Raw genomic sequence first — 20,239 nt, forward strand, 5'->3', positions numbered from 1 at the left:
TCGTTTTTTGCGCCTGAACTGACCTTGATAGACTATTTAAGGTATGAATTTTAAAAATAGCACCTCCTAAGAGATGCTATCGTTTGGTAACTAATCTACTGTTTCTTCTAAATCTTTTAACTTAACCGAAACAATCTTAGAAACACCTGATTCTTGCATGGTAACTCCATAGATAGAGTCCGCTGCTGCCATCGTCCCCTTTCGGTGAGTCACGACGATAAACTGACTATCCTTGTCAAAGCGATTGAGGTAATCCCCAAAACGTTTGACATTGGCTTCGTCTAGTGCCGCCTCTACCTCATCCAAGATAACAAAAGGAATAGTTTTGACTCGAATGATAGAAAACAACAAGGCCAAGGCCGATAGGGCTTTTTCACCGCCACTCATGAGGTTGAGAGACTGGATTTTCTTACCTGGTGGTTGAACAGAAATCTCCACACCAGCTGTTAAAAGGTCACCCTCAGTTAATATCAAGTCTGCCTGACCTCCACCAAACATCTGTCTAAAGGTCACTTTAAAGGACTCACGAATAGCTTCAAAGGTTGATTTAAAGCGTTCCTTAACCTCATCATTCATCTCTGTGATGGTCTCAAGAAGCAAGTTTTTCGCAGACAAAATATCATCTCGTTGACTATTTAGGAAATCCAGACGATTGTGGACTTCTTCGTACTGGTCAATAGCTTCTAGATTGACAGGACCGAGTGAGCGAATAGCCTTCTCTAAATCCTTAACCTCTTGCTCCGCCAGATTGAGATTTTCCAGTTCATGAGCCTTTTCTAGCGCCTCTGTGTAACTAATCTGGTACTGGTCTGTTAACTGACCTTGTAGATGGCGCAAGCGTTCGCTGACCTTTTCTTTCTTGGCTTCAGCACGTGTTTGTTTGCGAATCCACTCCTCATTCTGCTGACGAGCTTGATCCAAATGGCCGGCAATATCATCCAGCTGACCTTCGATATCATCCAGCTCAAACTGCTTGCGAATCAAACCTTGTTGGAGGTTTGTTTTCTGAGTTTTGGCCTCTTCCGCTTGTTGACTTAGCAAATCCGTATCAACCTTCTCAAGATTATCGACCTTTTCTTGGAGAAGACGCTGAATTTCCTCTTGTTCGAGATTGAGGTTATCCAGTTCCTTACCTAGGCGTTCAATATCAGTCACTTCGTACCGCTTTTGTCCTTGCAGTTCTGACTTAAGCAAGCGTGCTTGCGCTACTTGTTCCTGCAAGTTTTGATAGCGTTCTTGAATAGCGTTTTTATTAGACTTAATCTCTTCAATCTCAGCTTCCAGATTTTGCTTTTCACTGGCAATGGTAGCAAGGCGCTCCTGGCATTTTTCCTTATCCGCTTGCCAATCTCCTAGAGAAAGACGATTTAATTCCTCTTCTTGAAGTTTCCAAAGCGTTTCTAATTCTTCGACTTGTTGACAAGTCTGCTGATAAGCGAGGGACAAGCCCTGCTCCTGAATACGTGCTTGTTCTCCTTGAGATTTGATGGCTTCTAATGATTCGGTCAATCTAGCCATCTCGTCTTGCAAGTTCTTCAAACTCTCTTCATCTTTACGCAAGCTCGCTTCTTCCTCAGCAATTTCTTTTTGTAATTGCTCCAGCTCTGGCTTGATGAAGATACTGTTATTTTGGCGATTGGCACCACCCGCGTAGGAACCACCTGTGCGCAACTCTGTCCCATCCAGTGTCACCATACGAACCTGATAACGAACTTGGCGAGCTGCCGTACGCGCATGTTCTACAGTATCAAAAATTGCTGTCGTTGCTAGCAAATTCTTGAAAATGGCTTCTAGTCTCTTGTCAAACGACACCAACTCATCTGCCATACCCAGAAATCCTGGACTTGCTACGATAGCATCTTGATTCTGACTAGAAATCGTACGAGCCTTGATAGTTGTCAACGGAAGGAAGGTTGCACGACCAGCTCTGTTGCGCTTGAGGTAATCAATAGCCTTAGTCGCTGCGTTCTCATCTTCTACGATGATGTGCTGACTGCTTGCTCCAAGCGCAATTTCTAGGGCAGTTTGATAATGAACATCAAAAGTCAAATGCTCACTGACTGCACCAATAATCCCACCTAAGCGGTCTTTTTCTTGGAGAACACTCTTAACACCTGCGTAAAAGTTACTATGATTCCTAAGGATGTTTTCCAAACTTTGGGCTCTAGCCTGCTTATTTTTGAGACTATCCAGACGGTCAAAGAGTTGGCTCTGCTGGGCTTGGTAAGAAACTTTCTTCTCCTCTTGCTCCTTGGCACTAGCTTGGTAGTCAGCCAATAATTTCTGAACCTGCTCCTTGGCAGTTTCAAGCTCAGTCTTTTGCTGACTTGCTTTCTCTTTAGCTGTAGCCAATTGTTCTTTCAGTTTCTTAAGTTGATCTGCTTGTTTTTGAGATAGCTGACGGCTGTTCTCTAGTTCATTCTCGATGCGAGTCAGTTGGTTTGAGACATCCGCTTCTTCTTGTAAAAGAGCGACAAAGCGTTCGCGCAAGAGCTCAATCATCTGGTCAGGATCATCTGAAAAAGATAGCAATTCTGCTTCTAAACGATTGAGTTCCTTGTTATTTTCAGCTAGATTTTCCTCTAACTGTGCCAAATTCACTTCTTTTTCAGATTTCTCTTTACTTAGAGTCTTTCTCTTGTCTTCCAAAGCAGTCAAACGGGCTTGTGCTTCTTGTTGATTGAGGGCTACCTGCTCGGACTCCAGTTTTGAAAGGGCTAGTTTTCGCTCTAAGTCACTGATCAAACTAGTCAAATCCATCAAGCTCCCTTGGTCTTTAGCCATTTCAGCTTGCAGATCCTGACGTTTCTTTTTAAGAGTCTGATTTTCCTCTTCTAACTCTTGACGCTTTTGATAATAACTAGTCAAAAATTCCTGAACCTGAGTTAGTTCTTCTTCTGTTAGCTCTAGTTCAGCCTTGTTTTCCTTGATTTGGGCAACCAGTACATCCAAGTAAATCGCCTTGCGTTGACCATCCAAGTCTAGAAACTTACGAGCATTCTCGGCTTGTTTTGCAAGGGGCTTGATTTGATTGTCTAACTCATAGATAATGTCCTCTAGACGGTCTAGGTTGTCCTGAGTTTGTTGCAGTTTGCTCTCTGTTTCTTTTCTTCGAGTTTTGTACTTTAAAACTCCAGCAGCTTCTTCAAAAATAGCTCGGCGTTCTTCAGGTTTGGAGTTGAAAATCTCCTCAACCTTCCCTTGGGAAATAATAGAGAAGGAATCACGTCCCAAACCAGTATCCAAGAAAAGGTCATGTACATCGCGCAGACGGACTTTTTTGCCATCAATTCGATACTCGCTATCACCACTACGATAGATATGGCGTTCTACCTTAATGACTTGCCCTGCATCCTTGATGAAGCCATCTTCATTATCCAAGGTCACGACAACAGAAGCATAATTGAGTGGTTTGCGACTTTCTGTCCCAGCAAAAATGACATCGGGCATCTTGCCACCACGAAGGCTCTTGACACTGGACTCTCCCAAGGCCCATCGCAGACTTTCTGTGATATTTGACTTTCCAGATCCATTGGGCCCAACGACAGCTGTCACACCTTGGTCAAAGACTACCTTAGTCTTGTCAGCAAAGGACTTGAATCCCTGAATCTCAATTTCCTTTAAATACATGAATCCAGCCCCTTCTCAACTGCATTTTTGGCGGCCTCTTGCTCTGCTAATTTTTTAGAACGACCTTGGCCTTTTCCAATACTCTTTCCTTCAACCAGAACTTCTACATCAAAAATCTTATCATGAGCAGGCCCTGTTTCAGAGGTCACTTGGTAGCGAATATCCACATCGCCATTAACCTGGAGCAACTCTTGCAGGTGTGTCTTGTAATCCTTAATCATTTCAAAGTCACCTGCTTCAACCTTGGGAATCATGACCTGATAGATAAATTCTTTTACTCTAACAACATCCTTGTCTAAAAGCAAAGCTCCCAGAAAGGCTTCAAAGGCATCACCAAGAATGGTGTCACGATTGCGCCCACCAGACTTTTCTTCCCCTTTTCCTAGCTTGATAAACTGATCAAACTGGCAATCACGCGCAAAACCAGCCAAACTTTCCTCACGGACAATCATAGCACGGAGTTTAGACAAATCTCCCTCTGGTTTCCTAGGATATTTTTTATAAAGATATTCTGAAATCAATAATTGCAGAACAGCGTCTCCTAAAAATTCCAAGCGCTCATTGTGTGAAATTTTTAAGAGGCGGTGCTCATTGGCATAACTCGTATGAGTAAAGGCAGTCTCCAGTAGCTTTTTATCCGCAAATTCGATTGCAAAACGGTCTTTCAGTACAGTTTGTAATTCTTTCATACCAACCTCTTTCTAACTGATAACAGTCCCTCTTATTATATCAAAAAAAGCCCCCTGAGTCACTTTAAAACGGAACTGGAGGGGATTTGAGCATTTTTTAGAACAAACTTTTCAATTTTAGGGGAAAACTTGGGGAGAGACAAATAAAAAAGCCTTATTTAAAGGCTTTCATAGGCTAATTACATCCACCCTGAGGGAATCGAACCCCCATCTCAAGAACCGGAATCTTACGTGATATCCATTACACTAAGGGTGGAAACTTGTCTTATTATAACAGAAATTTGCTCTAATAACAAGTTTTTTATGGGTGGAGTATGCGTCCATTAGTGGGAAGCATCCCCGTTCCAGATAGAGTTTTTCACGATCACATAATCAACGTGCTTGAGGTCGGCAACCTTTCGTCCACCTGCGTAGGAAATGGCACTTTGCAGATCCTGCTCCATCTCAGTAAGGGTGTCTTGCAAGTGTCCTTTGGCAGGAAGTAAGATGCGTTTTCCTTCCACGTTTTTATAAGCACCCTTTTGATATTGTGAAGCTGAACCATAGTATTCTTTGAACTGTTCCCCATCAACTTCAATCGTCTTTCCTGGACTTTCGATATGTCCTGCAAAGAGAGAACCAATCATGACCATGCTAGCACCGAAACGGATAGACTTGGCAATATCGCCATGAGTACGAATCCCACCATCAGCAATAATCGGTTTGCGAGCCGCCTTAGCACACCAGCGAAGTGCTGCCAACTGCCAACCACCTGTACCAAAACCAGTCTTGACCTTGGTGATACAAACCTTACCAGGGCCGATTCCAACCTTGGTAGCATCTGCACCAGCATTTTCCAATTCACGCACAGCTTCTGGTGTTCCCACATTCCCAGCAATGACAAAAGTATCTGGCAATTCTTTCTTGATATGCTGAATCATAGAAATCACGCTATCTGCATGACCATGAGCAATATCAATCGTGATATACTCAGGAGCATCAGCCTTGAGTTGGCTAACGAAATCATACTCGTAATCCTTAACACCAACAGAAATGGAAGCAATGAGCCCTTGGTTGTGCATGCGCTTGATAAAAGGAATGCGCCCCGCTTCATCAAAACGGTGCATAATGTAGAAGTATCCGCCTTCAGCCAGTTTCTCTGCAACATTCTCATCCAAAATCGTCTGCATGTTGGCTGGTACAACAGGTAGTTTGAAAGTGTGATTTCCAAGTGTGACACTTGTATCCGCTTCTGCACGGCTTTTAATGACACATTTATTAGGGATCAACTGAATATCTTCGTAATCAAAAATCGGAAATTCATTTAACATATCGATATCTCGTTTCTTTTGTGATGACCTAACTATGCTTGCGCATCCCTACGCCTTTTTGCAACGTTTCCTTGATTTATTATAAACCAAAGTACAGTTTTTGTCAAATAATTTCAATTATAAAACAATAACGTTCGGTTTTTATGATTTAAATATAAAAAGTGGAGAGACTAGTTTCTCCCCACTTCCTTATCAATATTCTTTTTAAAAATTTCTTCGGAGCTTTCCATCATTTCACAAAATTCATTATAAGATGAAACCTTTTGAGGGATTTGGATAGACAATTTCTTCAACAAAGCTCCATAACCTGCTAGCTTTCCTATTTCATTATCAACAACCTTGTCTTTGCTCGGAAAAACAAGACCACCTTTCTCAGCTTTTAAAATATAAGAATAGGAAATCAGCTGGAATAAGTCCTCACGGTTGATTCCTTTTTCAGTATCTTCAAGTTTTTTATATTTAGCATCTAGAACTACTTTTAACTCTTTATGATAAAAATCTGGAAATACTTTTCTTTCACGATTAGAAAATACTGAAATTCCGTCCGTCTTATCCTTATTTCTGGGATGTACAAAACCTTTTGGCAACAAGGTGTAAACATACTCTTCCCAAAGCCAGGCAACATCAAAAAGAATACCATGAATTTTTTGCTCTTGATATCCTAAACCGTGCTTTTCTTGGTTTAGGATCATCAGGCAAAGCTCTTGCAACTTTCTGTACTCGTGAAAGTATGCATGACGTATAGGTTTAGATTGATTTCCCCGAATAATCTTGGCACGATCAGCTAGTTTATAAGAGGGCGTTACACGCACGATTTCAGATACATTTTCACGACTAGTTAAGAGATTATCAAATACCCCTTGACCAATGCCTTTCTGGTTTTTAATGTATTCAATAGTGTGACGAATCAATTGCGTGAGTGGATTATCATAGGTGAACTCTCTCGTTGTGTAGGCAACATTTCCCATAAAAGGAAGGTTTTTCTTGAGATGATTTCTTACATCAATCACTCCCTTTACATGACTATCGTTATGAGAAAATCTCTGGTATTCCTTATAAAGACCTTTTCGGAGAGCGACTTGCAGATATTTTGGAAAGAGGTAAATCAAAAGTTGATAGAGCTTATCTTCACGCGACAAAGCTACATCTAAACTAGTGAGATTGATATGAAGAACCATTTGTAAAAGATAATGCAAAAAATGGTCGTTACTTTCATCAGAAAAACGAGAGGAAATCGTCAATCTTTCCTGATCACACCCCAGAAAACCAATCACATTGCCTGTCTTGATTTTCTGATTGACTGTTTCAAAAATCTTTTGGTCCTTATCTAAGTCAGGAGAATATTGCAGGTCATTTGGAAATATAAAGATACGGTCCTCTCTAGAAAGGTTATCCAGTGTTCTATCAAGAAGAGCTTGACTTAGTTTGGGATATTCAGCGACAAAGTCTTCTTTAGCAATTCTATGCTGATTATCAGTGATCCGCATCATTATCACCAGTCTCTTGCTGATTTGTTTGCTCGTTATTTGTCAGATCAAATGCTTTTTTCAATGTATCCAGAGTTTCGGCCTCTTCATAAGAACCTCGTAAGTAATCTTCCAAAAGCGGTTTAAGGTAATCAGACCAGAGTAATTCATAGTCAAAGTCCACATCCTTCAACTTAAGGAAATAACTTGGTCCGATATGATAATGACTATTTAGCTCCTGACCGTTTTCGATAGCAGCGTTCAAGTTTCTTAGACGAAGTTTTGATTCTTCTGCATGGATACCCAGTTCTTTATCCAACATAGCAACTTGGCTTTCAGCAGTAACTTCAACAAAGCGGAAACGACGACGCATAGCAAAATCAAAGGTATCAACCGATCGGTCAATATCATTCATAGTTCCGATGAGGTAAACATTTTCGGGGATATAAAACTTTTCATCAGTTTCGTGTAGATTGGCATATTGGGTAGAAACACTTCCCTTTTCACCACGATAGCCAGGGTCAATAGAGAAAAAGAGTTCACCAAAAATCTTAGAAATCTCACCACGGTTGATTTCATCGATGATGAAGACGAATTTCTTGTCTGTATCAACCTCTGTTGGAGAAAGGTAGTCTTTCAGACCAAATCTCTTTGTCAATGTTTCTAGGACAGTTCTTCCACCACTTTTGTAGTATTCTTGCTTATTATAATTTTTATCTTTATACAACTCGTAAACATATTTGCGAGGTATTGACCATCCTGGAACACCACTATCATAATTTACTGACAAATTTTGTCTACTATTAACAGATAAGTAAGATGTTTTTGTTATATATTCTTTTTCTTCAGCAACATTTATATATTCTAAGTAAGAATCCCAAGCCTCATCAAAATTATCTTGTCCTCCAATCAATTGGGCTTCTTTTGCTTTCTGACAAAAATCTTTAAAAATACCGTCCTGTAGCCTAAACTCAATAGCTCCATCCCCATTTGATACCGGTCTCAAACCCTCTACAAAATCCGTATAATCATAAGATGGGTGAAACTGTACAAAGCCGATTTGATCTTCATTACCACCCGTTAGCTCTGCCGCTATTTCTTTAGCAAGATAAGTTTTTCCTGTACCAGGCGCACCTCGGAGGATAAGGTTTTTGGATTGTAATAAGATATTACTCAAGGGATGATGAATACTATTTTGTTCAGACATTTCTTTCTCTCCTTGCTTATTATCATTGTCTATAAAATCTTTTGAATACTCAAATAAAATACTACCCAACATTGAAGATTCTAGTTCAGGATATGTTTTAGAAAACAGTTTACAAATCTCATGATTCTGACGATAGGGCCCTCCTTGATTGCTTTGGGGAATCAACCTATTCCAAAATTCATTCTGACTATTCATATTTACTCCTAAAAAAGAAGGATTCTCAGAATAAATACAAAGTAGTTTTGTTACCACCGCAGAACGCCCAATAAATTCATTCTTTGAGTTTTTTATGTCAAAAATAGGGTTATTGAAATCTAACATTCTTCCAGCTTGGATGATCTCATACAAATCCGATTTTAATTTGTTAAATCGGTCTTCTAGTTCTGATTCTGGAATGATTTTATTTGCTTGATTTTTATAGCTTTTGGTATTCTCATTCCAATAAATACCAAATTTTGAAGAACCTCCTCCACCAATTCCCATAAATAATGATTGGTACTTTCCTATCTCAAGAGCATAGCAAAAAGAATTACTTTTAGCACCTTTCCCAATGACGTATTCATCGATAGACATGGTTAAAATTCTATCAAGTGGCCATTCTTTAAGAAATTCTTCACGTAATTGTTCATTGTGAACACTATATTTAAATGCATCTTCTCTTAATCTTATTTTATTTTCTTGATACCAAGCATAAAAATCTTCCAAGCTAACCTTTCTTTTATCCATCAATCTTACTCCTTTTATAATAATGTTCGAATAAAAAACTATATATTTCATATATAGAATATCATATCCTATAGAAAATGAAAAGAATTTCTAAAGAAAAAGCCCAGTGTTAGGAGCTTAAATATCTCATAACACTAGACTTCTTTTTTTATCTTAATAATACTCACCCTGACGGTAGTCCCATGAGTTAAAGCTATCTGACAAATGCATCATGATTTTATCAATGTCAAGCCCTTTGCGGATCACAACTGGCGCTGGTGAAGTTGAACGTGCTCCTCCTTGTTCTGGGATTAGTTTGCCGTCTTTATCAACCATAGACACCATCACACCTTGCTCGTAGCGAGTTTCAATCGTTTTGTCCGGTTGGATAGATGCCACATAGTCGTCTGCTTCGATGACAAGGTCCACCGCTCCTTCAATACGTTCTCCGATTCCTTCTACCTTACCACGGTTTCCTTTTCCAGACGGGTTGGCTGATGAGGCGTAGACCATCTTGCCTTCTTCCCAAAGTTTGGCAGCCAACTGTTCACCAGCTTTACCAAACTTGATGACAAAACAGCTAGTACCACGAACGTCAGTCATAAGTTCTTCGCGACCATCACCGTATGCTTTCAATTTCTCAAAGGCTTCTGGTTTCCATGGAAGGATACAACCAAGGAGAATGTCTTCGTCCCAATGTTTTTGGTAGAAGGCTTCAATTTCTGGGTTGAGTTGTGCTAAAGCGCGTAGCTCGTCCATGCTACCGCAGAGGACAACACCTGGTTTGTTACGGTTACGCTCTTTAGCTTCAAACTTGCGTTCAAGTCCTGCCTTATCGCTCGTCATGATGATATAGCCGACTTTTGTAGGGCATACAATGCACCCGCCCTCACCTTTCAAAATGTCATAGCCTTCTTGTGAAAGTGTTCCGTTCCATTGAATGTGTTTTGTCATAATTCTATAGTTCCTTTTCTATTTTTTCTAATCCTGCCAGTAGGCTGGACGTTGTTTTTCATAGGCAGCAATCAAGTCTTCATACTGCAAAGTAATTCCGATATCATCCAAACCATTTAAAAGCTTGTGCTTCCACTCGCTATCGATTTCGAAAGTGAATTCTCCAACTGGTGAGATAATTTTTTGTTGTTCCAAGTCCACAGTTACCTGGTCAGTTGGTTGTAGCTGAGCTAGTTTTTCTCTAACCTCCCTAGGCTGAACAATAGGCAACATGCCATTATTGAGTTCATTATTGTAATGAATGTCCCCAAAAGATCCTGCAATCACGACCTTAAAACCATAGTCAGCTAGTGCCCAAGCTGCGTGTTCTCTCGAAGAACCCGCCCCAAAGTTATCACCTGAAATGAGAATACTGGCATTGCGATATTCAGGTCGATTAAAGACAAAGTCTGGATCCTCAGTATACTTATCGTCCAAATAACGCCAAGCATACATGAGGTACTTACCAAAGCCTTTCTTATCAATTAACTTGAGAAACTGCTTGGGGAGTATTTGGTCAGTGTCAATGTTATCATTCATGAGAGGAACGGTCGTTCCCGTATAAACTGTAAATTTCTCCATATCCTCTCCTTACTGGGCCTCTGGCATTTGCCGAACATCTACGAAACGCCCTGCAATAGCTGCCGCCGCTGCCATGGCTGGACTGCAGAGATGGGTTTTAGCACCAAATCCTTGTCTGTCTTCAAAGTTGCGGTTACTGGTTGAGGCACAGTGGACCCCATCAGGGACCTTGTCAGGATTCATCCCTAGGCACATAGAACAACCTGGGTCTCTCCATTCAAAGCCAGCATCTAAGAAGACCTTATCCAAGCCCAACTTCTCCGCAGCTCGTTTGACAGGACGAGAACCTGGAACTACGATTGCTGTTAGATTGGGAGCTATTTTCTTTCCTTTGACAAATCGCGCGGCCAGTTGTAAATCGCTGAGACGAGCATTGGTACAAGACCCGATAAAGATATAGCCTAGTTCAATATCTGCTGGCTTCTGACCAGGCTCCAAATTCATGTAATTGTAGGCTCGCTCATCATTCATATCCTTAATTTCTGGGAAGCTACTGTCAAAGTCAACGCCCATAGCAGGATTGGTTCCCCAGGTCACCATAGGAGCCAAGTCCGAGACATCCATCCGGATAACCTTATCATAGACAGCATCCTCATCGCTGACAAGCGTCTTCCAGTCAGCAACCGCCTCTTCGAAATCTTCTGGAATACATTCCCGTCCCTTGAGATAGTCATAAGTCGTCTGATCTGGATTCATGATGCCCATCTTAGAGCCAAACTCGATGGACATATTGCAGATGGTCATTCGCTCTTCCATGGTCAGAGCATCAATCGCTTGCCCACGATATTCCACCACATAGCCTACACCACAAGCAACGCCGTACTTGGCAATCAAGGCTAAAATGTAATCCTTAGAATAAACTCCTTTTTGAGGAACACCAGTGAATTCTACCAGCATTTTCTTGGGTTTGACCTGCCAGAGGGTCTGGGTAGCAAAGACATGCTCGACCTCACTGGTTCCAATCCCAAAAGCGATAGCTCCGAAAGCTCCGTGAGTAGCTGTGTGGCTATCTCCACAGACGATGAATTTTCCTGGTTGCGTCCGTCCTGTTTCTGGACCTACCATGTGAACGATTCCCTGCTTTTCAGAACCGTGGGCCGCATGTTCAATCCCAAATTCCTCAACATTTTCAGCAAGCTTATCAATTTGAGCCTTAGAAATGACATCTCGTATATCGTAGATATTAACTGTCGGGACATTGTGGTCAAAAGTTCCAAATGTCAAATCTGGTCGTCTCAATCTGCGTCCTGCATCTCGTAATCCTTGAAAAGCTTGGGGACTGGTCACTTCATGAATATAGTGCTGGTCCACGTACATGAGTTGGGGCTGCCCCTCTTCTCCTGTGATGACATGGCAGTCCCATAGTTTATCAAAAATCGATTTTCCTGCCATCCATTACCTCCAAATGAAATATAGGGCTACTAGTGTGGTTACCATGCCAAGGAACCAGACCGTTTTAAAATACCATTTTCGAGTCTTGTGGTGAAAGGTCATTCCTGCTAGCCATGCACCAAAACCACCACAGACAAGTGCTATCGTCAAGAGAATCTTCTCTGGGATCCGCCAAGCACCTCTCCTTGCCTTGGATTTGTCGATTCCATAAATGATGAAAATTATGACATTCCAAATCAAGAGGGTAAGCGTGATTCCTTCATTTATCTTCATAGTCTTTCAATGATGGCTTCCGTCATTTCCTTGGTAGAAGCCTTTCCTCCTATATCTCTCGTTAAAATTCCTGCTGCCAAACTGGCTTCTACAGCATGTTCGATACGCTCCGCATCCTCATAACGTCCAAAGCTATCTCTCAACATCATGGCAACTGAGAAAATCATGGAAATAGGATTGGCAATTCCTTGACCTGCAATATCAGGTGCCGAACCGTGAATGGGCTCATAGAGACTTAGGCCATTTTCAGAGTGACTAGCAGATGGCATGACGCCAAGTGTACCTGATAGAACGCTTGATTCATCAGATAAGATATCTCCGAAAAGATTTTCTGTCACGATAACATCAAATTTAGCAGGATTGGTAATCATAAGCATGGCAGCTGAGTCCACCAACTGGTGTTCCAAGGTCACATCTGGGAAATCCTTGGCAACCTCCTCAGCCACTCTGCGCCAGAGTTTTGAAGTTGCTAAAACATTCTGCTTATCAATGCTGGTAAGGATTTTTCTGCGATTGCTTGCAATTTCAAAGGCCTTACGAATAATCCGCTCTACTTCTTTGTAGCTATAGTCGTTGATATCACGCGCTTTTCGATCTTCAAGAATATGATCCCCAAAGTAAATACCTCCTGTCAACTCACGCACCACGACAAAGTCCACACCAGCAATTCGTTCAGGTTTGAGAGGTGACAAATGTTTGAGACTTTCAAAGATTTTTACAGGACGAATATTGGCATAAAGATTGAGTTCCTTACGGAGGGCCAGCAGTCCTTGTTCAGGCCGAATCGCTGCCCCATCATACTGGGGACTACCAATAGCCGCTAGGAGAATAGCATCTGCTCCTCTACATGCCTTGAGGGTCTCATTAGGTAAGGGATGCCCCTCAGCATCAATACCTGCCCCTCCAAAAGGTCGCCCATCTATCTCATAGTCAAAGCCCGTTTTTTCAGCTAGGGCCTCCAAAACTTCCAAACCAGCTTCCATGATTTCTGGGCCGATTCCATCTCCTGCTAGAGCTACTATTTTTTTTATCATAGCCTTCTCCTTTACACACTAGGTATGTCACGGTAGGAGACGCTGCGTCCCATCTCACCAGCATTCTCTTTTTGAACAAAGGTATTGGCATTGATGTAGGCAATAGCTGAAGCCTTCAGTACATCGAAATCAAGCCCTGCTGCATTAAAGATGGTTTCTGTATCTCTATTTTCAACAGTGACCAATACTCGAGCCTGAGCATCGATCCCATCTGTCACCGCATCAATTGTGTAAGACACCAAGCGGACAGATTGGTTAAAGAACTTATCGATAGCGTTAAAGATCGCTTCAACGGAACCTTGCCCTGTTGCATTAAATTCGACTTTCTCACCATCCATATTGGCTAGGCTAACGAGCGCTTCAATGTCATTGTCTGCATGGGTTTGAAGTTGCAAATCATCAAAGTGGAAGCCTTCTGGATTTTCAACCATGGTTCCAGCTACCAGAGCTCGAATATCTGCATCTGTGATTTCTTGTTTCTTGTCAGCCAGTGCCTTGAACTTAGCGAAGAGTGGTTTGATATCCTCTTCTGTAAAGTCTAGAGCCAAATCTCTTAGTTTTTCTACAAAAGCGTGGCGACCGGACAATTTTCCAAGCGGAAGACTATTACTCTTAACACCGACCAATTCAGGTGTAATGATCTCATAAGTAAGAGGATTTTTAAGGACTCCATCTTGGTGAATGCCAGACTCGTGAGAAAAGGCATTACCACCAACGACAGCCTTATTTTTAGGAACTGGAATACCAGAAAAGCGAGAAACCATTTCAGACGTATTCATTGTTTCATCCAAAACAATATCACTAGTGGCTTGGAAGAAATCCTCACGAATCTTCAAAGCAACAGCTACTTCTTCAAGAGCAACATTACCTGCGCGTTCACCGATACCATTAATAGTTCCCTGGACACGTCCAGCACCGTGTTTAATTGCTGTCAAAGTATTTGCAGTTGCCATACCGAGATCATCGTGACAGTGGACACCAAAGACAACTTTATGATCTGATTTAATATTTTCAGTCAAGTGATCAAAGATACGTGCAAACTCTTCTGGAGTCGTAAAGCCAACTGTGTCAGGGATATTGATATAAGATGCACCTGCATCAACCGCTGTTTGAACGACTTGTAAGAGGAAATCCAACTCTGTTCTAGTCGCATCTTCAGGAGAGAATTCGACGATTTCAAACTTAGAACGTGCATAAGAAACATGTTCCTTGATAGCTTCTAAAATCTCTTCCTTGCTCTTATTGAGCTTATACTTGCGGTGAATCGGACTGGTAGCGATAAAGACATGAATTTGAGGATACTTGGCATCCTTAAGAGCCTCATAACAAGCATCAATATCAGATTTTACAGAACGAGCTAATCCTGTCACTGCTGTTTTTTTCATGGCTCTAGCAATTTCTTGAACGGCTATAAATGAATCTGGACTAGCAGCCGGAAAACCAGCTTCAATTACAGAAATTCCCCATTTCTCCAGCTGTCTTGCAATGGAAACTTTTTCCTTTATTGAGAAGTTAACACCAGGTGTTTGTTCCCCATCACGAAGGCTTGTATCAAAAAATTCAACTTTACGCATAAGATTTCCCCTTTTCCAAATGTGGTTTTAAAAAAACATCTCGCTTAGAAGCCCAAGCGAGATGTTGATTTACTCCCGCTTGGTAAGCCAAACAGGACTAATGCTTTTGCACTAGCCCGAGTACCTCAACAACAAAGCAAATTGATTAAACTTAGCTGTTTTCATGTTTGACTTTCTCCTTCGTTTGATGTCTTGTTAAGTATTTTAGCATAGGAAATATCTCTTGTCAAGAAAAAATCCAATATTTTCTGAAAATTTCTTCAGTAAAGAATATTTTGCTAATTGAAAGTATTTGAAAACTCAAGGAAATTTCCTTACTTTTTCAATGTCAAATTCCAACTGATTTCTAGCAAATCTAGAACTTCGTTATCGGATAAACTATCATCAAGAGCAAGACTAATCCAGTAACGTTTATTCATATGAAAGGCAGGATAAATGCCCTTTTGTGAGAGTAAGTCAGCAACGCAGTCATGTTTGAGATTGACTGCTTCCACTTGCCCTTCTCTTGCCTTATCAAACCTATCCCAAGGAATTCTCATTAAAACAGCATACCACTTTTGATTGTCTTCATGGCGCAATACAGCTGTATCAGGAGACTTTTCCCATAGATATTCCAACTGATTGCCATACTTTTCCAGAACTTGAGCCATGATGCGCTTAGTCTGAGGACAGATAAAATCCTGCACGTCAAAGCAAGCCTTCCGAATCTGGTAAAGAATCTCCAAACAAGCCTCACGGACACTTCCAACAAAAGACCCTCTCATGCTTTCCATATGGACTTGAGGATAAAGGTCACCAGTCTCCTGATCAAAAACTTGAAAGCTCACATTATCCGTTGTGATGGACACAGTCATGACAAAGTCGCCATCCAAGATCTGGAAACTGTAGGCCCAGACTCCCTCATTTTCTATAAAACCGTAGGCACTGGCTTTTTCTTGATTAAACTGATAGGATTCAAAAATTTCAAACATAAGTGAAAACTGCTACCCAAAGCTAGCAGTTCCTTTCTATTTTTTAAAAGACAACCTTAGTACCATGAAGTTGCGTCACGCCCAGTTGGTCGATAAAGGTTTGACGGTTGTCCAAGTCAATCCCTCCGCCTGGTAAGATTTCAATTTTACCTTTTGCATGTTCCAAAATTCTGTGATAGTGGGCAAAACGTTTTTCTAGTGAGTCCCCAGAAACTCCAGCACGAGTTAGGATACGGGTAACACCAGCTTGGCTGAGCCAGTCAATGGCTTCCAACTGGTCTTCATCACTCAATTCATCAAAGGCCATGTGAAAGACAATTTCCATTCCTTTAGATGCGGCGATTAATTTTTCAAGATTAGCCTTATCCAACTTCTTATCAGCAGTTAGAGAACCAAAGACAACCCCTTGGCTACCTGCTTGAGCAGTTAAACGAATGTCTTCTAGCATGATGGCAATTTCCAAATCATGATAGACAAAGTCGCCACCACGTGGACGAATCATGGTCATGATGGTCGTATCGTAGTTAGCTGCCAATTCAACAGCTGCCTTGGTTACTCCATAGCTTGGTGTTGTCCCGCCAACAGCTAAATTATCACAAAGTTCGATTCGACGAGCCCCAGCCTGTATCGCTTTTTCAAGCAAGGTCACATTTTCAGCACAAAATTCGTAAATCATTTGATTCTCCTTGAAGATTACTTTTAATTTATTATATCATATTATTTAAATATGCTTTCATTTTTATCAAGGCAAATAACTACTATTTTTATCTATTCTTTGTCAGGAATGACTTTAAAGAGATAGTAGGTGATAAAGATAGTCAAGGCTCCCAGACCAATTTTGACTGGCAAAAGAGGGGCAAAATAAATAGAAATCCCCATCAAGATATAGATGGATACAATGATTTTTTTCTTACGTTCTCGCGCAATAGACTTGGTCTCGCGAAAGTCAGCTACATAAGTCTGATAGAGCTTGGTGTGATAAAGCCAGTCTTCAAATCTCTTTGAAGACTTGGAAAAGCAAGCAATTGATAGCAAAAGGAAGGGCGTTGTTGGCAAGAGCGGCAGGACAACACCTACAAGAGCCAAGGCTAAAGAAATAAAACCAATAACTAGGTAAATAATACGCATGTCTTCTCCTAATTGAAATAATCTTATACTAGTTTCCCACAAAGTGAGGAAATTTGTCAAGCTTCAAGTAAAAAGAGCCTGAAATTTATTTTCAGGACTCTTCGTGTTATTTAATTTTCTCTTCTTCGTAGTCGCCATTGCTACACACAATCTGTTTGCCACCACCACGGACTTTCTTCTCCATAAGGAAGTGACCACATTTTGGACAATCACGTCCAATTGGTTTATCCCAGGAAGTAAATTCACATTCTGGGTAGCGATTGCAACCATAGAAGATACGATTGCGCTTGGTTTTACGTTCAATAATTTGTCCTTGATGACAGCTTGGACACTCGACTCCAATCTCCTTAACAATTGCTTGTGTATGACGACAGTCTGGGAAATTGCTACAAGCATAGAATTTACCAAAACGGCCTAGCTTAATCACCATTGGACTTCCACAGACCTCACAGTCAAATCCAGCTGGCTCATCCTTGATCTGGATTTTTTCCATTTCAGCTTCAGCCTTGGCTACATCTTTGGAGAATGGTTTGTAAAATTCGTCAATGACCCGTTGCCACTGCTCTTTACCAACTTCGACATCATCCAGTTTTCCTTCCATCTCAGCTGTGAAGGTCACATTTACGATATCTGGGAAATATTCAACAATGAGTTTATTAACAATTTCCCCCAACTCTGTTGGTTCAAAACGTTTAGCTGCCAGACGAACGTAGTAACGTTTTTGGATAGTTTCAATGGTCGGAGCATAAGTTGAAGGACGACCAACTCCATTTTCTTCCAAGGTTTTGATAAGGGTCGCTTCCGAATAGCGAGCTGGCGGTTGGGTGAAATGTTGTTCTGGCTTGCTATTGATCTGCTTGACCACATCTCCAACAGCCATATCTGGCAACATCTTATTCTTATCTGAGTCATTGTAGATAGCAAGATAACCATCAAACTTAACTTGACTACCATTTGCCGCGAATTGGACTCCATTTTGAGAGAGCTTGACAGCCATGGTATCAAAGATAGCTCCCGTCATCTGGCTAGCCACAAAACGGTTCCAGATAAGGGTATAGAGCTTGAGCTGGTCTTTGTCCAAGTACTTAGCGATGCTTTCTGGTGTGTTAAAGACGCTAGATGGACGAATGGCTTCGTGGGCATCTTGAGCACCTGAGGCATTCTTGACCTTGCTACCATGCTTGGAATACTTGCTACCAAAACGGTCGTTAATGTAGCTTGCCGCTTCATTCTGAGCTACTGGACTGATACGGGTCGAGTCTGTACGCATATAGGTAATCAAACCTTGTACGCCTGTACCGATATTAATCCCTTCATAAAGCTGTTGAGCAACCATCATGGTCTTACGAGTACGGAAATTGATTTTGTTGGCAGCATCCATTTGCATGGTTGAGGTCGTATAAGGTAGGGGCGCATTGCGTTTGCGTTCTTTCTTATCTACCTGATCCACTGTAAAATCTTTACTCGTTAGATGGGACAAGACTTCTTTGACCTCTTCATTGGTGGTCAATTTCATCTTTTTACCATTCATACCATAGAAAGAAGCTTGAAATTGCTTGGTTCCCTTCTTAAAGACACCATCAATTGTCCAGTATTCTTCTGGTTGGAAGGCATTGATTTCATTTTCACGATCAATGATGAGCTTAAGGGCAACAGACTGCACGCGCCCTGCTGATAAGCCCTTCTTGACCTTTTTCCACAAAATTGGTGAAATCGAATAGCCTACCAAGCGGTCCAAGACACGACGAGCTTGTTGGGCATCGACCAAGTCCATATCAATCTTGCGAGGTTCTTTAAAGGCATTTTTCACTGCGTCCTTGGTGATTTCATTAAAGACCACACGGTTGGCATCATTCTCATCCAAGTCAAGGATATGAGCCAAATGCCAGGAAATTGCTTCTCCTTCACGGTCCGGGTCACTTGCCAGAAAGACTTTATTGGCCTTTTTGGCTTCCTTTTTCAAATCATTGATCAGAGGACCTTTGCCTCGGATATTGATATACTGGGGTTCATAGTTATTTTCAATGTCGACCGACATACTGGATTTTTTCAAATCACGGATATGTCCGACACTAGCTAAAACCTTGTAATTTCTGCCTAGATACTTCTCAATCGTTTTCGCCTTGGCAGGAGACTCTACGATGACTAGATTTTTTTTAACTGTTGATTTTTTCTTCTTTGTTGCCGTAGCCACACTATCACACCTTTTCAAAGTAATAAACTTTATAAAGTGTAAACCATTTTTCTATAGCTGTCAAGACCTAAGTCATATATATAGAAGAAAAGTTTATCTGAATGAACAATTTCTCCTTAAAATTCAAACTCTGCCAACACATCTTGACCACTTGTGACCAGTTTTGCTCCTTCTTGGATCAAGTGGTGGCAACCATCTGAATGGCCATCAAGAATGTTCCCTGGAATAGCAAAGACATCGCGTCCTTCCTCCATCGCGCGTTCACAGGTAATGAGACTCCCAGAGCGCATCCTTGCCTCTGCTACTATAACTCCACGACACAATCCTGCAATGATACGATTACGAGCTGGAAAGTGAAATTTCAAGGGTTCTTCACCTGGACCGTACTCACTTAGCACCAGATGATGATTTCCAATGTAGTCCTGCAAGCGTTTATTAGCACGTGGATAAAAAACATCCAATCCTGTTCCAATGACAGCAATCGTTCTCCCTCCATTCTGGAGCGCAGCCATATGGGCAGCGGTATCGATTCCTTTTGCCAAGCCACTAACCACGATTAACTCGTTTTCTAAACCTTGGATAATTTTCTGGATTGACTTAGCACCTTGGCTCGAACAAGAACGACTCCCTACAAGAGCAACCTTTGGAAACTTCAGTAAATCCAGATTCCCTTTGTAAAACAAAAGAGCTGGAGCATCATAAATCTCACTCAGATCCCAAGGATAACAGTCGTCTAGAATCGAGAAGGATGGAAATTTTTGAAACTCCTTCTCCAACTGCGCATCATCAATCTGGAAATAGCGTTCCATAAAGACAGCAGGATTGCGGCAACCAGAGATTTCAGCAATATCTCCTAACAAAAGTTCCTGCTCCACAGTCTCGTCATATTCAAGGACAGTTAAAATCTGTTGATTGGTCAAGCCAGCTTTTCTCAATTTGTAAATCTCATAGTTTGTGATCTTCATATACAACTCCATTTCTTTTGCTACTCATCTGTCTATTCGTAAAAAACATAAAAAGAAGACACGAAAATCTAAATTTTGATTTTAGTCAACTTTCGTATTTGATAGCTTTCGTTTATCAAAAATAGA

16 protein-coding genes and 1 tRNA gene are annotated in these 20,239 nt (G+C 41.2%); all 17 read right to left on the bottom strand.

The window, feature by feature from the left end; all coding sequences use genetic code 11:
• Positions 1 to 90: 90 nt before the first annotated feature.
• The 17 genes from smc to dprA all read right to left on the bottom strand — a co-directional run bounded on the left by smc (position 91) and on the right by dprA (position 20,113).
• Positions 91 to 3,630: a chromosome segregation protein SMC gene (gene smc / locus HMPREF8571_RS07705; RefSeq protein ID WP_000280906.1), complete on the bottom strand. Its 3,540-nt coding sequence runs from the start codon at positions 3,628 to 3,630 to the stop codon at positions 91 to 93.
• Positions 3,621 to 4,319 (bottom strand): ribonuclease III, encoded by a 699-nt coding sequence (rnc, locus tag HMPREF8571_RS07710; RefSeq protein ID WP_000661466.1) that lies wholly within the window; start codon positions 4,317 to 4,319, stop codon positions 3,621 to 3,623. Before rnc ends, smc begins: the two co-directional genes overlap by 10 nt.
• A 184-nt stretch (positions 4,320 to 4,503) precedes the next feature.
• Positions 4,504 to 4,575 (bottom strand) — tRNA-Arg (locus HMPREF8571_RS07715).
• Positions 4,576 to 4,642: 67 nt separating this feature from the next.
• The gene (locus HMPREF8571_RS07720; protein WP_000931150.1) at positions 4,643 to 5,629 is read right to left on the bottom strand and encodes a GMP reductase; all 987 of its coding nucleotides are present in this window, start codon (positions 5,627 to 5,629) and stop codon (positions 4,643 to 4,645) included.
• Between the two features lie 170 nt (positions 5,630 to 5,799).
• A complete protein-coding gene (locus tag HMPREF8571_RS07725) occupies positions 5,800 to 7,119 on the bottom strand; it encodes an McrC family protein (protein WP_000984612.1) in 1,320 nt (439 codons plus the stop codon).
• Positions 7,103 to 9,028, bottom strand: a complete 1,926-nt coding sequence (locus HMPREF8571_RS07730) for an McrB family protein (RefSeq protein WP_000361338.1) — start codon at positions 9,026 to 9,028, stop codon at positions 7,103 to 7,105. The genes HMPREF8571_RS07725 and HMPREF8571_RS07730 overlap by 17 nt, the downstream gene beginning before the upstream one ends.
• A gap of 153 nt (positions 9,029 to 9,181) precedes the next feature.
• Positions 9,182 to 9,961 carry an L-threonylcarbamoyladenylate synthase gene (locus HMPREF8571_RS07735; RefSeq protein WP_000160504.1) on the bottom strand — a complete coding sequence of 260 codons (780 nt, stop codon included), beginning with the start codon at positions 9,959 to 9,961 and terminating at the stop codon, positions 9,182 to 9,184.
• Between the two features lie 27 nt (positions 9,962 to 9,988).
• A complete protein-coding gene (gene leuD / locus HMPREF8571_RS07740) occupies positions 9,989 to 10,582 on the bottom strand; it encodes a 3-isopropylmalate dehydratase small subunit (protein WP_000410632.1) in 594 nt (197 codons plus the stop codon).
• 9 nt (positions 10,583 to 10,591) lie between these two features.
• On the bottom strand, positions 10,592 to 11,974 hold the full coding sequence (leuC, locus tag HMPREF8571_RS07745) for a 3-isopropylmalate dehydratase large subunit (protein WP_000907555.1): 1,383 nt from the start codon (positions 11,972 to 11,974) through the stop codon (positions 10,592 to 10,594).
• 3 nt (positions 11,975 to 11,977) lie between these two features.
• Positions 11,978 to 12,247: a DUF1294 domain-containing protein gene (locus HMPREF8571_RS07750; protein WP_000700097.1), complete on the bottom strand. Its 270-nt coding sequence runs from the start codon at positions 12,245 to 12,247 to the stop codon at positions 11,978 to 11,980.
• Complete coding sequence (gene leuB, locus HMPREF8571_RS07755) at positions 12,244 to 13,281, bottom strand: 3-isopropylmalate dehydrogenase (protein WP_000592048.1); 1,038 nt, start codon at positions 13,279 to 13,281, stop codon at positions 12,244 to 12,246. The genes HMPREF8571_RS07750 and leuB overlap by 4 nt, the downstream gene beginning before the upstream one ends.
• An 11-nt stretch (positions 13,282 to 13,292) precedes the next feature.
• Complete coding sequence (locus HMPREF8571_RS07760; protein ID WP_001233212.1) at positions 13,293 to 14,855, bottom strand: 2-isopropylmalate synthase; 1,563 nt, start codon at positions 14,853 to 14,855, stop codon at positions 13,293 to 13,295.
• Between the two features lie 314 nt (positions 14,856 to 15,169).
• Positions 15,170 to 15,826 (bottom strand): MmcQ/YjbR family DNA-binding protein, encoded by a 657-nt coding sequence (locus HMPREF8571_RS07765; RefSeq protein ID WP_000461528.1) that lies wholly within the window; start codon positions 15,824 to 15,826, stop codon positions 15,170 to 15,172.
• 43 nt (positions 15,827 to 15,869) lie between these two features.
• Positions 15,870 to 16,502: a copper homeostasis protein CutC gene (locus tag HMPREF8571_RS07770; RefSeq protein WP_000638765.1), complete on the bottom strand. Its 633-nt coding sequence runs from the start codon at positions 16,500 to 16,502 to the stop codon at positions 15,870 to 15,872.
• A 92-nt stretch (positions 16,503 to 16,594) separates the two neighbouring features.
• Positions 16,595 to 16,954 (bottom strand): YbaN family protein, encoded by a 360-nt coding sequence (locus tag HMPREF8571_RS07775; RefSeq protein WP_001220361.1) that lies wholly within the window; start codon positions 16,952 to 16,954, stop codon positions 16,595 to 16,597.
• Positions 16,955 to 17,060: 106 nt separating this feature from the next.
• A complete protein-coding gene (gene topA, locus HMPREF8571_RS07780; RefSeq protein WP_000179629.1) occupies positions 17,061 to 19,148 on the bottom strand; it encodes a type I DNA topoisomerase in 2,088 nt (695 codons plus the stop codon).
• Positions 19,149 to 19,264: 116 nt separating this feature from the next.
• Positions 19,265 to 20,113, bottom strand: coding sequence for a DNA-processing protein DprA (gene dprA / locus HMPREF8571_RS07785; RefSeq protein ID WP_000705343.1), 849 nt, complete (start codon positions 20,111 to 20,113; stop codon positions 19,265 to 19,267).
• Positions 20,114 to 20,239 lie beyond the last annotated feature (126 nt).

The sequence above is a fragment of the Streptococcus mitis ATCC 6249 genome (assembly GCF_000146585.1).
Classification (GTDB): domain Bacteria; phylum Bacillota; class Bacilli; order Lactobacillales; family Streptococcaceae; genus Streptococcus; species Streptococcus mitis_AZ.

What these genes read in the sequence shown, in the direction of transcription:
- leuD (WP_000410632.1), bottom strand. Translation starts at nt 10,582, where the DNA reads ATGGAGAAATTTACAGTTTATACGGGAACGACCGTTCCTCTCATGAAT.
- HMPREF8571_RS07735 (WP_000160504.1), bottom strand. Translation starts at nt 9,961, where the DNA reads ATGACAAAACACATTCAATGGAACGGAACACTTTCACAAGAAGGCTAT.
- smc (WP_000280906.1), bottom strand. Translation starts at nt 3,630, where the DNA reads ATGTATTTAAAGGAAATTGAGATTCAGGGATTCAAGTCCTTTGCTGAC.
- leuB (WP_000592048.1), bottom strand. Translation starts at nt 13,281, where the DNA reads ATGATAAAAAAAATAGTAGCTCTAGCAGGAGATGGAATCGGCCCAGAA.
- HMPREF8571_RS07770 (WP_000638765.1), bottom strand. Translation starts at nt 16,502, where the DNA reads ATGATTTACGAATTTTGTGCTGAAAATGTGACCTTGCTTGAAAAAGCG.
- HMPREF8571_RS07775 (WP_001220361.1), bottom strand. Translation starts at nt 16,954, where the DNA reads ATGCGTATTATTTACCTAGTTATTGGTTTTATTTCTTTAGCCTTGGCT.
- HMPREF8571_RS07760 (WP_001233212.1), bottom strand. Translation starts at nt 14,855, where the DNA reads ATGCGTAAAGTTGAATTTTTTGATACAAGCCTTCGTGATGGGGAACAA.
- HMPREF8571_RS07765 (WP_000461528.1), bottom strand. Translation starts at nt 15,826, where the DNA reads ATGTTTGAAATTTTTGAATCCTATCAGTTTAATCAAGAAAAAGCCAGT.
- HMPREF8571_RS07750 (WP_000700097.1), bottom strand. Translation starts at nt 12,247, where the DNA reads ATGAAGATAAATGAAGGAATCACGCTTACCCTCTTGATTTGGAATGTC.
- dprA (WP_000705343.1), bottom strand. Translation starts at nt 20,113, where the DNA reads ATGAAGATCACAAACTATGAGATTTACAAATTGAGAAAAGCTGGCTTG.
- HMPREF8571_RS07730 (WP_000361338.1), bottom strand. Translation starts at nt 9,028, where the DNA reads ATGGATAAAAGAAAGGTTAGCTTGGAAGATTTTTATGCTTGGTATCAA.
- HMPREF8571_RS07725 (WP_000984612.1), bottom strand. Translation starts at nt 7,119, where the DNA reads ATGATGCGGATCACTGATAATCAGCATAGAATTGCTAAAGAAGACTTT.
- leuC (WP_000907555.1), bottom strand. Translation starts at nt 11,974, where the DNA reads ATGGCAGGAAAATCGATTTTTGATAAACTATGGGACTGCCATGTCATC.
- rnc (WP_000661466.1), bottom strand. Translation starts at nt 4,319, where the DNA reads ATGAAAGAATTACAAACTGTACTGAAAGACCGTTTTGCAATCGAATTT.
- HMPREF8571_RS07720 (WP_000931150.1), bottom strand. Translation starts at nt 5,629, where the DNA reads ATGTTAAATGAATTTCCGATTTTTGATTACGAAGATATTCAGTTGATC.